Genomic DNA, 12,998 nt, shown 5'->3' on the forward strand with positions numbered 1-12,998 from the left:
ATCGATGTCCAATACACAACGCACCGCGGTGGTCACCGGTGCAACCTCAGACCGCGGCATCGGCATGGCCGTCGCCCACCGGTATGCCGGCGAGGGCTGGGCGGTAGTCGTCCTTGATCTCGACGGTGAGAAGTCGGCGAAGGTGGCCGCAGAGATCGGTAACCGTTTCGCCGTTCCGGCATTCGGTCACGCCGTCGACGTGACATCGGAGGAGTCGGTGGCCGCCGCAGAAGCCGCGGTCGCCGCCGAGGTGCGGTCGGGTGCGCTGCCACCCGTGGGCGCCGTGGCCAACATCGCCGGAATCACCTCCCCTGTCCCGTTCCTCGAAACCACGCTGGAACTGTGGAACACCGTGATGGCGGTCAACGCCACCGGGACCTACCTCGTCACGAAGGCGTTCCTGCCGGCGATGATCGAAAACGGATGGGGCCGCATCGTCAACATGTCGTCGGTGTCCGCGCAGCGCGGCGGCGGTGTGTTCGGCAAGGTTCCGTATTCGTCGGCCAAGGCCGCGATCCTGGGCTTCACCAAGGCCCTGGCCCGCGAGATCGGCGGTACGGGGGTCACGGTCAACGCCGTCACCCCGGGCGCGGTCGACACCAACATCCGCGTCGGCTCCACCGACGAGCAGGAAGCCAAGCTCGCCGCCGACATTCCGGTCGGGCGTACCGCGACCACCGACGAGGTCGCCGCGGTCATCACCTTCCTGTCGAGCGACGATGCCAGTTACCTGACGGGCACCACCATCGACATCAACGGCGGCAGCCACATTCACTGACGGGATCGGGGCGGGAGCCAGCAGAATGAGCTCCCGTGATCCCTCTGACATGGAAACCCGTCGAGTCGAGGTCCGACAGTGACTTCGTCGTCGCCCCCGACGAACGCCTGAGCTGGCCCCGCACCCTCGGCATCGGCGCCCAGCACGTGGTGGCAATGTTCGGTGCCACCTTCCTGGTGCCGGTGCTCACCGGATTCCCGCCCGCCACCACGCTGTTGTTCTCCGGCGTCGGCACGGTGCTGTTCCTGCTGATCACCGGCAACCGGCTGCCGAGTTACCTGGGGTCGAGCTTTTCGGTGATCGCGCCGGTGACCGCGGCCACGGCCGCGCACGAAACCGGAAGCGCGCTGGGCGGTTTGGTGGCCGTGGGGGTCGTGCTGATCATCATCGGCGCGATCGTGCACCTTGTCGGCACGCGCTGGCTGGACGCCACGCTGCCCCCGGTGGTGACGGGCGCGATCGTCGCCCTGATCGGGTTCAACCTCGCGCCGGCCGCCAAGGCGAATTTCGAGAAGGGCCCGCTCGTCGGCCTGGTCACGTTGGTGTTGCTGGTCGGGGCGCTCGCGTTCTTCCGGGGCATCATCGGCCGCCTGGCGATCTTCCTGGCCGTCGTCGCCGGTTATCTGCTGGCGCTGGTCCTCGGCGATGTCGACACGTCGAGCATCGCCGCGGCTTCCTGGATCGGCCTGCCGGAATTCCAGACCCCGACGTTCACGCCCGCGGTGCTGCCAATGTTCCTGCCCGCGGTGATCGCGCTGATCGCCGAGAACATCGGGCATGTGAAGTCGGTCGGGCAGATGACCGACACCGACGTCGACCCGCTGATCGGCCGCGCGCTCGCCGCCGACGGGGTGGCCACCACGCTGGCCGGTTTCGGTGGCGGCACCGCGACCACCACGTACGCCGAGAACATCGGCGTGATGGCGGCGACCCGGGTCTACTCGACAGCGGCGTACTGGGTGGCCGCCGCCGTGGCCATCGTCCTGTCACTGTGTCCGAAGGTCGGAGCCACGATCTCGGCCATTCCGCCCGGCGTGCTCGGCGGTGCAACGGTCGTTCTCTACGGTCTGGTCGGTGTGCTCGGCGTGCGCATCTGGCTGACGAACCACGTCGACTTCGGCAAGCCGCTGAACCAGATGACCGCTGCCATCCCGCTGATCATCGGTATCGCCGACTTCACCTGGCAGGCAGGTAATCTGACGTTCACCGGCATCGCGCTCGGAGCAATCGCAGCCCTGGTGGTGTACCACGGCATGCGACTGCTGGGACTCAGGCGGGATCGAGCAACGCCGACGGACCGCGCGTCATCAGCTGTCGTCCCACGATGATCCGCTGGATCTCGCTGGCGCCCTCCCAGATGCGTTCCACCCGAAGCTCGCGGAACATCCGTTCCGCGACGTTCTCCCGCATGTAGCCGCGGCCACCGAACACCTGAACCGCGCGGTCGGCGACTCGTCCCGCCATCTCCGAGCAGTACAGCTTGGCCATCGACGCCTGCCCGTGCAGGGTCTTGCGGTCGCGGCCGGCATCGATGGACCGGGCCGCCTCGTACAGCATGGTTCTGGCGGCGAACAGCTCGGTGGCACTGTCGGCCAGCATGGCCGCCACCAGCTGGTGCTCGCCGAGCGGCCGGCCGTCGACCACTCTGGTCTGCGCGAACGCCGTCATCTCGTCGAGCAGGCGCTGCGCCGCACCCACGCACCTGGCGGCGACCATCATCCGTTCGAACCGGAACCAGTCCTGGGTGAAGGTCATCGGACCGCCCTCTACCCCGACGAGATGGGCTGCGGGCACCCGCACATCGGTGAACGACACGATCGGATGCTCGTCGGCAATGTGATGCGAATACTGCGGGGTGCGAACGACTTCCACGCCGGGCCACGGCAGGTCCAGCACCAGCAGCACGTGATCGCCCGCGTGCTCACCGTCGGACAGCACGGCCTCGACGAAGAGGTAGTCGGCCAGGTTGAACGACGTGACATGCCACTTGACGCCGTTGACCACATACTCGTCACCGACCCGCCGCGCGGTGGCCGCCAGTGCCGACACATCGGAGCCGGCGAACTCCTCAGTGATCGCGTAGGCCTCGTGCTTCTCACCCCGCACCGCCGGCTGCAACCACCGCTGCAGTTGGTACTCGGAGGCCACCTCGGCCCACCACTGCGGCGGTGTCGCCATCACCCAGGCCAGCCCGTTGGTCACCCGTCCGCACTGCTCCTGCACCAGCACCTGCTGCAACGCCGTGCAACCCGGACCGCCCACCGAGGTGGGCATGTTGGTGGCGTACAGGCCCAATTCGATTGCGCGAGCCTGATGCTCGGCGGTCAGCTCCTTCGGCAGCCACCCGCCGGCCAGCTCCGCCTCCACCTCGTACGGCATCAGCGTCTCGACGAATGCGCGGGCCGTAGCCCGGATCCGTCGATCCTCGTCCGTCAGACCGTACAAGCGGCCACCTCCCTCTTGACTGAGCGTTCAGTCTATGCCAGCGTTCCTTAGTATGACCAGTCTCCGCAGCGCGGATGTCGTGGTGGTCGGCGGTGGAACGGTCGGTGCGTGGACGGCCGTGCTGCTCGCCGAGAGCGGCGTCCGAATTGTCGTGCTACTCGAAGCAAGAACGCTGGGCGACGGCGCCAGCAGCCGGGCCGCCGGCATGGTCCGCGCCCAGGGCGGCACGGAGACCGCCATCCGGTTGGGGCTGCGCAGCCAGGAGTTCTACCAATCGAGCGGAGAGCGCTTCCCGCTCGATTGCGGATTCGTGGCGCAGGGATATCTGATGCCGTGTTTCAATGACACCGAGGTGGCGCAGGCGCACCACCGGATCGCATTGCAACGCACGCTCGGCCTGGAGGTGGAGTGGCTGTCGGGAGCCGATCTCGACGCCCGAGGCACCGGCCTGGCGCCCGGCGTGACGCTCGGCGCCTCCTATGCCGCCGGTGACGGCTACATCGACGCGCCGCGCAACGTGCTGGCCTACACCGCCGCGCTCGCCGTATCCGGGGTCGACGTCCGGGAACACTGCGCCTTCACGGGCCTTCGGGTCACGGGTGGTCGTGTCGTCGGCGTCGACACCTCGGACGGCCCGATCGACACCGGGCACGTCGTGCTGACCGGCGGCCCACAGCTGGCCGACGTCGGCGCGACTGCGGGGGCGCGGATTCCCGCGGGGGGCACCCGCCACCAGGTCGTGGTCACCGCACCGCTGCGCGATCTCGACATCAACCGGCTGCCGATGGTCTTCGACGTGACCTCCGGAATCTATTGGCGGCCCGGTGAATCCGGCGGAGTGCTGTGGGGTATGAGCAATCCCGCCGAGCCGCCGGGGGTCGCCACCGACTTCGACACGGTGTATTACCGCAAGGCACGTGACCGGATCGAAGAGCTCTTCCCCGCGGTTGCCGGCCTGGGCCTCAAGCGGGCCTGGGCGGCAACCATCGACTACACCCCGGATCACCTGCCCATCCTCGGGCCACTGCTCACCGACGACGGGCCCGTCGACGGCGCGGTGGTGGCCAGTCCCGCCGGCCACGGCATGATGTGGGGACCTGCGGTCGCCCAGGTGGCCGCGGACCTGACGACGACGGGCGGGTGTGACTGGCTCGACCTGACCGACCTCGGTCTCGACCGCTTCGATGCCGACGGCAACAGCCGGGTGGCGCCCGAGCCGATCTCCCTGCCCTTCCCCGAGCGCGTTGCCGTCGAAAGGATCTCCCGATGACCCAAGCCGTGATCACCTCCATCCTGGCCGGCGCCGCCGATGCGGAACTGGAGGACTGGGGGCCGCTGGAAGAGGCGACCGGCGGTCCGATGGCGACCCACGGCATCGAGATGTGGGTGGACGGTGACAAGTCCGCCGGGATCTGGCAGTGCACACCCGGCCCGTCGTACTGGGTTCAGGAACAGAACGAGGTGATCTACCTGCTGTCGGGCCGGATGACCGTGACACCCGACGGGGGCCAGCCCGCCGAAGTCGGCACCGGCGATATCGCAGTGTTCCCGGTGGGCTGGAAGGGCACCTGGGACATCCACGAGACCGTGCGTAAGGTCTATTCGATCTTTTGAAGCAACCGCGTGGGCTGTGCCAACGTCAGTGCGCCGACCGGATCGTCGAGCAATTTCCGGAAGGCGACCTCAGAAGCACCGACGAGTACCGACTCGTCGCCCAGCCTGGGCAACACGATGCGCGGCAGCAGGCCCGGAATCTGCAGCGCGCGCGAAGCCATCTCGGCGTGGATGTCGTCCTCGACCCAGCGGTACAGGGAACGCAGATAGCCGCCCAGCACGATGATCTCGGGATTGAGCAGATTCGCCAACCCGGCAAGCCCACGCCCGAGGTGACGGCCGATCGTCGCCAGTTCGGCGGGCGCCGAGTCCAACCTGTCGAGGTAGCCGCCGAGATCGGTCAAGCGGTCGGGTGGGCAGCCGACCGCCTCCGCCATCGCTGCCGCGCCGATCTCGGTCTCCCAGCATCCCGTTGCCCCGCAATGACATTGCCGGACACCGTCACCGAACGGGAGGTGCCCGACCTCGCCTGCGAAGCCAGCCGCCCCGTTGACAGGTGTGCCGCCCGCAATCAGTCCGGCGCCGACGCCGACCTCTCCTGAAACGTAGACTAGGTCGTCGACGTCGCGGCCCACGCCGCGCAGGTGTTCCGCGAGCGCGCCGTGGTCGGCTTCGTTACCCAGAACCGCGTCGAGCGGTGTGCCGAGCCGGATCGTCAGCATCGCCGCGAAAGGAACGTCACGCCATTCGAGATTTGGTGCAAGCCGGACGATTCCGCTGTCCTGTGCGGCTATGCCGGGCACACTGACCCCGATCCCGACCAACACCGATTCGGGGTCGCCGTCGCGCACCACCATCCCGACCAGGTCGGCGATCGCGTCCACGGTGGCCTGCGGGTGATGTCCCTTCGGCGACGGGCCGGTAGCCACGGACAGCACCCGCCCGCCGAGGCCGACCCGGGCCACCGCCAATCCTGACACCCGCACATCCACCGCAAGCACGTACGCGTGGTCGGTGGCGGTGACGCCGACCGACGGCCTGCCCGCCGCCGGATGACCGCGGGCGTTCGGGACCTGTTGTTCGGCCAGCCCCAGCAATTCGACCTCGGAGACGAGGTCGGCGATCGTGCTGCGATTCAGACCCATCAACGTCGTCAGTGACGACCGCGACGACGGACCCTCGAGATGAAGGTGTCGCAGCAGCGTGCTCAGGTTGTGCCGTCGCACGTTCTCCTGATTGGTTCCGACGCCCGCACCTGACGTGTGCACTCAGCCCAGGCCCGTCGCCGACCGGCGCCTGCGGGAGATCGCGTCGACGCTCGCCGCGAGGAGCAGCACACCGCCGGTGACCAGAAAGTTGATGTACGACGACTGGTTCAGTAGCCCAAGCCCGTTCGCAATCGTCGCCACCACCACTCCGCCGATGACCGCGTCGACCGCGCGGCCCTTGCCGCCGAACAGGCTGGTGCCTCCGATCACGGCCGCACCCACTGCGTACAGCAGCACGTTGCCGGCTCCCGACGATGCGGATACCTTGCCGCCGTACGAGGCCGCGATGATTCCGCTCAGCGCGGCCAGCGAGGAGCACACGACGAACACCGACATCCGGATTCGGCTGACGTTGATGCCCGCTCGCCGCGCCGCCTCCGGGTTGCCACCAACCGCGTAGACGTGCCGCCCGTAGGACGTCCGGGTCAACACCAGCGTCAGCACGATCAACAGCACCGCCACAATCGGCAGAACGTAAGGCACGCCGCGGATCTCGATACGCGGATTGACGCTCCGATTGAGGTTCATCACATATGTGACGCCGAGTGTCACCACCGCGACCCCGACGATGCGTGCGGCCACCACACCCAGCGGGGCGTGATGCAATCCGAGCACGACCTTTCGGCGGTGCCGGTAGGACTCCAGACCGGCGATGCCCGCGACGATCAGCAGCGCGCAGATCCAACCCGTCGTGACGGACAGGTTGTCGATGGTGATGCCCCGGATGACCGGATCGTCCACTCGCACCGAGCCGCCTTCGCCGATGAGCTTGAGCGTGACGCCCTGCAGCCCGAGGAAGAACGCCAGCGTCACCACAAACGACGGGATGCCCAGCTTGGCGCGCAACATGCCGATGGCCACGCCGATGAGCGCTCCGCACAACACGCCCGCGGCCACCGCGGCCCACCACGGCCAGCCGTAGTCGACGATCGTGAGCGCCGTCGCGCACGCCGAGACCCCGCCGGCCACCCCGGCCGACAAGTCGATATCGCCGAGCAGCAGGACGAATACCAACCCCAGTGCCAACACACAGATCGAGCCGGCCTGGGTGACGAGATTGGCCAGATTCAGCGCTGACATGAACCGATCATTGGCGAGCCCGAACACCACGAACAGCACCACGAGACCGAGGATCGCCGGCAGCGCACCCATGTCCCCGCCACGCACCCGCTGCAGGTAGGAACGCGCGGCGTCGAGGAACGTGTCATCGGAACGGTTGTCCGCGGCGAAATCCGCATCGGCGCGCTGGCCGTTGAACTTCGGGCTGACAGCTGTCATTTCCGATTCCCTCATGTCGACTGCGCGGCATCGGCCGGCGCCAGGCCCAGGCCGCCCGAGCGGCCCGCGGTGATCAACTCGACGACCTGGCTGTGAGTGACGTCGGCCGCCTTGACTTCTGCGGCAACCCGGCCGAGGTACAGCGCGCAGACGCGGTCGGCGACGTCGAATACGTCGACCATGTTGTGGCTGATCAGCACGACGCCGACACCCTGATCGGCCAGCCGCCGGACCAGGTCGATCACCTGACGGGTCTGCGCGACGCCGAGTGCGGCCGTCGGCTCGTCGAGCAGGACGACCTTGGACTTCCACAGCACCGACTTGGCGATGGCCACCGTCTGGCGCTGACCGCCGGACAGGCTGGACACCATCTGCCGCACGGACTTCACCGTGCGCACCGACAGGGACGTAAGCGCCTCGCGGGCAAGGGATTCCATCGTGGCCTCGTCGAGCACACCGCGTCGCCTCACCTCCCGGCCGAGGAACATGTTCGAGACGATGTCCAGGTTGTCGCACAGCGCCAGATCCTGATAGACGACCTCGATGCCCAGGGCCGCGGCATCATTGGGTCCGTGCACCGAGACGGTCTTGCCCTCGAATGTGTATGTGCCGCTGTCGATCGGATGAATCCCGGCGATCGCTTTGACCAGAGTCGACTTGCCCGCACCGTTGTCGCCGACCAATGCGGTGACTTCACCCGGATACACCTGAAAGTCGACGTCGTGCAACACGTGCACGACCCCGAAACTCTTGTTCACGCCGCGCAGTTCGAGGATGGGCTGGGCCGTTGACGTCATGGGTCACAGCCCCGCGGCCGTGCACATCGGGGCGAACTGCCCGGCGCACACCTCTTCTTTGGACTGGCCGCCATCACTGAACACCACGTCGACGGTGTCCTTGGTGATCGACTTGGGGGTCAGCAACACCGAGGGCACGTCCCGATTGCCCTTGTCGTCGCGAGAGGTGCTGTTGGTCTTGGGCTGCTCCCCCTTGGCGAGCGCGATCGCGGCGTCGGCGAGCGCGCCGGCTTCCTCCTTGGCGGACTTGTACACGGACATACATTGCGTGCCGGCGAGGATGTTCTGCAGCCCCTCGACAGTGGCGTCCTGCCCGGTAACGGGCACCTGACCGGCCCGGCCGTTCTTCTCCAGAATGGAGATCACGGATCCGGCAAGGCCGTCATTGGCGGCATAGACGCCGTCGATCTTCCCGTCCGCAGCGGTGTACATCTGTTCGAAGATGGTGACAGCCTTGTCGTTGTCCCAGTCGGGCACCGCCTGCTCGCCGACGATTTTCATCGTGGGCGTCTTGTCGACCACCGAGTGCGCACCGCCGGTGAACAGGGTGGCGTTGTTATCGGTGGGGGAACCGTTGAGGAACACCACATTCGACGGCTTGCCGGCCAGGCAGTCCACCAGCCCCTGCCCTTGTAGCTCGCCCACCTTGGTGTTGTCGAACGATACATAGGCGTCGGCCGATCCGCCGAGCGTGAGCCGGTCGTAGTCGATGGTCTTGACCCCTTGGCCGGCCGCCTTCTGTTGGATGGCCGCGCCGCTGTCGGAATCGAGGTTGACGATCGCGAGCACGGTGACTCCGTCGGCAATCATGGCGTCGGCAATCGTCGCCATGGTGTCGGCGGATCCCTCGGCGTTCTGGATCGTGTACGGCACGCCGGCGGCCTTGAAGGCGGCCTCGAGAGCCGGGCGGTCTTTGGTCTCCCACCGGACCGACGACTTGGTGTCCGGCAGGATCACGCCGACCTTGCCCGTCTGGGCCTGGTCGCCTCCTCCCCCGCCGCCGCTGCCGCCGCACGCCGTGAGGGACAGACCCGCTCCGATGACCACGGCGCACACCAGACCGCTCAGTCGCTTCATAGAGATCGCCTCCGCCTTTTTCTTGCCGGACTCAGAGATTTGTTGTTTCGGACAACATATAGCGTGACCGATGTCACGTCCATAGCCGCTGGATCGCCGGTGGTCCAGCTTTACTCGCCGATCCCGCCGCGCACTATCAGCAAGGCGTCGACCGCGACGACACCACGGGATGAGGCGATCACCGGATTGGCCTCCACCGCATCCAGCACGTCGCCGAGCTCGATCGCCATGTCCGAGAACCGCAATACCACATCCACCAAGGCCTCGACGTCCACCGCGGCGGCACCGCGCCAGCCGGACAGCATCGGCCGGATCCGCAGATCGTCGATCAACCGTCGCGCCATGACACGCGACACCGGCGGGCATGCCACCGCCCGGTCGGCAAGAAGTTCCACCAGTGTTCCGCCGGCGGCGACGACCACCAGCGGGCCGAAGGCCTCGTCACGCACGAAGCCGACGGAGACCTCGACGCCGTCCGCGGCCATCGGCTGGATGTCCACCGCAGGTCCCAGCCGCCGCGCCAGATCGGAGTAGGCGGTGCGCAGCGCATCGGCGTCGGTCAAGCCCAGCACCACGCCGCCGACGTCGCTCTTGTGAAGAACACCAGCCGTTTTCAGGACCACCGGATAGCCAAGGGCGTCGGCCACAGCGAGCGCATCGTCGGCCGACGTCGCGGCCCGCGATTCGACGACCGGCACCCCATAGTCCGCCAGCAACTCGAAGGCAGGCACATCGCCGATCGCATGGCCGCCCCACCGCTCCCGCCTGTCGTGCCGTACCGCCACCGGGCCGGCGTCCACCGGGCGCGGCCAGCAGGCCAGATGCCCCAGCGCCGCCAGCCCGCTGCGGAATCCCTCCAATACCGGAATCCCATTGTCACGCAGCCGTGCTGCGGTGGGCCGGTCGATCGCCGACGGCACCGATGCCAGGATCGCCAACGGCGCGTCGGTGGCCGAGGCGACGTCCAGCATCGCATCGGCGTAGGCGGTGTCGCCGTCATACTCGGTGACCAGGTCGACCGCGAGCGCGGTGACGCCGACCGACGGATCGTCGGCCATCGCCCGCAGGCACGCGCCGAACAGGTTGCGGGTGTCCGTGCCCGTACCCCACACATCCAGCGGATTGGTGGGCGCCAGACCGTCGTCCAGTAGCGCGCCGACAGTACTCAGTGTGGCGTCGGCCAGATCGGCGAACTCGACATCCAGTTCGTGCGCCAGATCGGTCACCAGCGCGCGTTCGGCACCCGAATCATGCACTGTCGCAATGCCGCCGGCGCTACACCGCCGTCCCGCGGAGAACAGCTCGACGGTGTCGGCGAGCTCGGCGAGGTCGCTCACCCGGACGGCGCCGGTGCCGTCGCAGAACGCCCGCCATGCGGCATGCTCACCGGCGAGCGCACCCGAGTGTGCGGTCACCATGGATCGGCCGTGTGGTGAGCCGCCGACGGTGAGGATCACCACCGGCACGTTCTGGCCGGCGGCTCGCAGCAGTGCCTGACGCAGCCTCGGGACCGAGCGCGGTGTCTCCATCAACAGCGCGATGATCCGGGTCTCGGGATCGTCGAGCGCATACTCCACATAGTCGGCGGTGTCGGTGACGAGTTCCTGACCCGAGGACACCGCGAGCCGGAAGCCGAAGCCGCGCCTTGCCCGCAGCAGCGTCGAGAACGCCGAACCGGAGTGGGTGACGAGGCTGACTCCACCGGCAGGCAATGGATCGGGCTCCTGGTAGCCCAGCGCCCGCACGCCGAGCGCGTTGTTCACAAAGCCCATGCAACCGGCCCCGCACAGTGCCATCCCCGCACCCGCCGCCGTCGCGGTGATCTCCCCGCGGATGCGGTGCGCGGAACCGAACAACACCGCCGAGCGCGCGCCCGTCAGTGCGGCGGCCTCCAGCTGCTCCACCAACGCCACATCCGGCACCCCGAGCAGGACGACATCGACGGCCTCGTCGAGGTCCGCCAGCGACGGCTTACAGGGCAGCTCGCCGATGCGGTCGTACCGTGGATTCACCAGATGTACGCGCGCGGAACCGCGTTGGGCCTCCAGGACCATCCGGGCGCCGAAGCTACCGGGCCGTGGACTGGCCCCCACCAGGGCCATCGATCGCGCACCGAGCATCGCGGCGACCGCCGCCCGCCGCGACTGGTTCATCGCGAACGGCGGAACCGCCGACTCCGTTTCTTGTCGGTGAGCGCCGCGCGGGCCGCCTGCCAGCCGGGGATCCCGCACACGCCTCCGCCGGCGTGCGTGGCCGAACTGCCGTTGTACAGACCGGCGATCGGTGTGCGGTAGTCGGCGAAGCCGGGTGCCGGGCGCATGTGGAACAGCTGCTCTAGGGACAGCTCACCGTGGAAGATGTTGCCGCCGATCAAGCCGTATTCCCGCTCCATCTCATGCGGGCCCACGACATCACGATGGGTGATCGACGCCTTGAACCCGGGGGCGACCTGATCGTAGGTGTCGATCACCCGGTCGGCGTACGCGTCGAGTTCCTCGGCGTGCGGCTCGTTCGCCCATTCGGCGGGCACCCATTGGGTGAACAGCGACATGATGTGCGTGCCATCGGGATTGAGTGTCTTGTCCAATGTGGTGGGGATGACACCGTCGCTGAACGGCAGCAGCGCCGGCTGGCCGACGCGGGCGTCCTGGAAGGCGGCCTCGATGTAGTCCATCGTCGGCGCCATCTCGATCGAGCCGGTGAGGTGCTCGGCCATCCCCGAGCTCGGGTCCGCGGTGAAACTGGGCAGCTCGGCCAGCGCGATGTTGATCTTGACCACGCCGCTGCGGGTCTTCCAGTGCTCGATGTCGCCGACGAACTCTTCGGGCAGTTCGTTCCGCGAAAGGTGGTCGAGGAAGGCGATCTTCGGGTGCAACGTGGTGACCACAGCGGGTGCCGTGATCTCGTCACCGTTGTCGAGCACCACACCGCGGACCTGCCCGCCACGCGTCAGCACCCGGGAAACCCTGGCGTTGGTACGGATCTCGGCGCCGAAGCTCCGCGCCGATCGCGCGATGGCCTCCGATACGCCGCCCATGCCGCCCTCGGGGTAGCCCCAGCTGCCGAGTTGACCGTCGCCGACGTCGCCGATCGAATGGTGGGCCATGACGTACGCGGTACCGGGTTCGTACGGGCCGGCCCAGGTACCGATGATGCCGTTGACGGCCATCAGGCCTTTGACCTGTGGTGACTCGAACCAGTCGTCGAGCAGGTCCGCGATGCTCATCGTCAGCAGCCGGGTCACGTCGGCGGTGAGGCGCGGCGTGATGCCGCGCTGACCCCAGGCCAGCTTCGCCAGGTCCAGCAGATCCGACGGTCGCTTCGACCCGATGTTCGGGGGCACCTGGGTGAGCAGCGGGCCCATCACCGCCGCGATGCCCTCGATCCACTCGTTGTACTTCGGCAGGGCGTCCGCGTCCTTTTTCGAGAACTTTGCGAGTTGCTCGTGGGTCCGCTGGGGGTCGTCTTCGTAGATGATCAGCGACCCGCCCTCGGGAAACGCCTGATAGGAGGGGCCCATCGGGTGCACCTTATAGCCGTGCCGCTCCAGTTGAAGGTCCCGCACGATGGTGGGTGGCATGAGGCTCATCACATAGGACAGTCGGGTCACCCGCAGGTGCGGCGCGTTCTCCCACGGGGCTTCCGTGGTGGCCGCACCCCCGAGCGAGTTGCGCGATTCCAGCACCAGCGTTCGTGCCCCTGAGCGCGCGAGATAGGCCGCCGAGACCAATCCGTTGTGGCCACCGCCGACCACGATCGCGTCGTAGTTGTTCCCGCCGGTGTGGTTACCGTTCGACATCG

Annotated in this window: 11 protein-coding genes; 4 read left to right on the plus strand and 7 right to left on the minus strand. The window is 67.7% G+C overall.

Annotated elements, in window-relative coordinates:
• The first annotated feature begins 4 nt into the window (after window positions 1–4).
• Both ACVWWN_RS38955 and ACVWWN_RS38960 read left to right on the plus strand, forming a co-directional pair.
• Complete coding sequence (locus tag ACVWWN_RS38955; protein WP_457148637.1) at window positions 5–778, plus strand: SDR family NAD(P)-dependent oxidoreductase; 774 nt, start codon at window positions 5–7, stop codon at window positions 776–778.
• A 35-nt stretch (window positions 779–813) separates the two neighbouring features.
• Entirely contained in the window at window positions 814–2,106 is a 1,293-nt protein-coding gene (locus ACVWWN_RS38960) for a uracil-xanthine permease family protein (RefSeq protein ID WP_457148638.1), read from the plus strand.
• On the opposite strand, the gene ACVWWN_RS38965 is transcribed toward ACVWWN_RS38960, so the two are convergent.
• The gene (locus ACVWWN_RS38965; protein ID WP_457148639.1) at window positions 2,048–3,223 is read right to left on the minus strand and encodes an acyl-CoA dehydrogenase family protein; all 1,176 of its coding nucleotides are present in this window, start codon (window positions 3,221–3,223) and stop codon (window positions 2,048–2,050) included. The genes ACVWWN_RS38960 and ACVWWN_RS38965 overlap by 59 nt on opposite strands.
• A 52-nt stretch (window positions 3,224–3,275) precedes the next feature.
• Here ACVWWN_RS38965 and ACVWWN_RS38970 point away from each other — a divergent pair, with 52 nt between their 5' ends.
• Together ACVWWN_RS38970 and ACVWWN_RS38975 are read left to right on the plus strand one after the other, a co-directional pair.
• Entirely contained in the window at window positions 3,276–4,493 is a 1,218-nt protein-coding gene (locus tag ACVWWN_RS38970) for an NAD(P)/FAD-dependent oxidoreductase (RefSeq protein WP_457148640.1), read from the plus strand.
• The gene (locus ACVWWN_RS38975) at window positions 4,490–4,837 is read left to right on the plus strand and encodes a cupin domain-containing protein (RefSeq protein ID WP_457148641.1); all 348 of its coding nucleotides are present in this window, start codon (window positions 4,490–4,492) and stop codon (window positions 4,835–4,837) included. Before ACVWWN_RS38970 ends, ACVWWN_RS38975 begins: the two co-directional genes overlap by 4 nt.
• Here the strand turns inward: ACVWWN_RS38975 and ACVWWN_RS38980 are convergent.
• The 6 genes from ACVWWN_RS38980 to ACVWWN_RS39005 all read right to left on the minus strand — a co-directional run bounded on the left by ACVWWN_RS38980 (window position 4,822) and on the right by ACVWWN_RS39005 (window position 12,996).
• Window positions 4,822–6,003 (minus strand): ROK family protein, encoded by a 1,182-nt coding sequence (locus tag ACVWWN_RS38980; protein ID WP_457148642.1) that lies wholly within the window; start codon window positions 6,001–6,003, stop codon window positions 4,822–4,824. The two genes, ACVWWN_RS38975 and ACVWWN_RS38980, sit on opposite strands and share 16 nt — an antisense overlap.
• A gap of 42 nt (window positions 6,004–6,045) precedes the next feature.
• Entirely contained in the window at window positions 6,046–7,323 is a 1,278-nt protein-coding gene (locus ACVWWN_RS38985) for a sugar ABC transporter permease (RefSeq protein WP_457148643.1), read from the minus strand.
• 11 nt (window positions 7,324–7,334) lie between these two features.
• The gene (locus tag ACVWWN_RS38990) at window positions 7,335–8,120 is read right to left on the minus strand and encodes an ATP-binding cassette domain-containing protein (protein ID WP_457148644.1); all 786 of its coding nucleotides are present in this window, start codon (window positions 8,118–8,120) and stop codon (window positions 7,335–7,337) included.
• 3 nt (window positions 8,121–8,123) lie between these two features.
• Window positions 8,124–9,197, minus strand: coding sequence for a sugar ABC transporter substrate-binding protein (locus tag ACVWWN_RS38995; protein ID WP_457148645.1), 1,074 nt, complete (start codon window positions 9,195–9,197; stop codon window positions 8,124–8,126).
• A gap of 110 nt (window positions 9,198–9,307) precedes the next feature.
• Window positions 9,308–11,350, minus strand: a complete 2,043-nt coding sequence (locus tag ACVWWN_RS39000; protein WP_457148646.1) for an acetate--CoA ligase family protein — start codon at window positions 11,348–11,350, stop codon at window positions 9,308–9,310.
• Window positions 11,347–12,996 carry a phytoene desaturase family protein gene (locus ACVWWN_RS39005; RefSeq protein ID WP_457148647.1) on the minus strand — a complete coding sequence of 550 codons (1,650 nt, stop codon included), beginning with the start codon at window positions 12,994–12,996 and terminating at the stop codon, window positions 11,347–11,349. Before ACVWWN_RS39005 ends, ACVWWN_RS39000 begins: the two co-directional genes overlap by 4 nt.
• Between the last annotated feature and the right edge of the window lie 2 nt (window positions 12,997–12,998).

It is taken from the genome of Mycobacterium sp. URHB0021, from assembly GCF_054057895.1.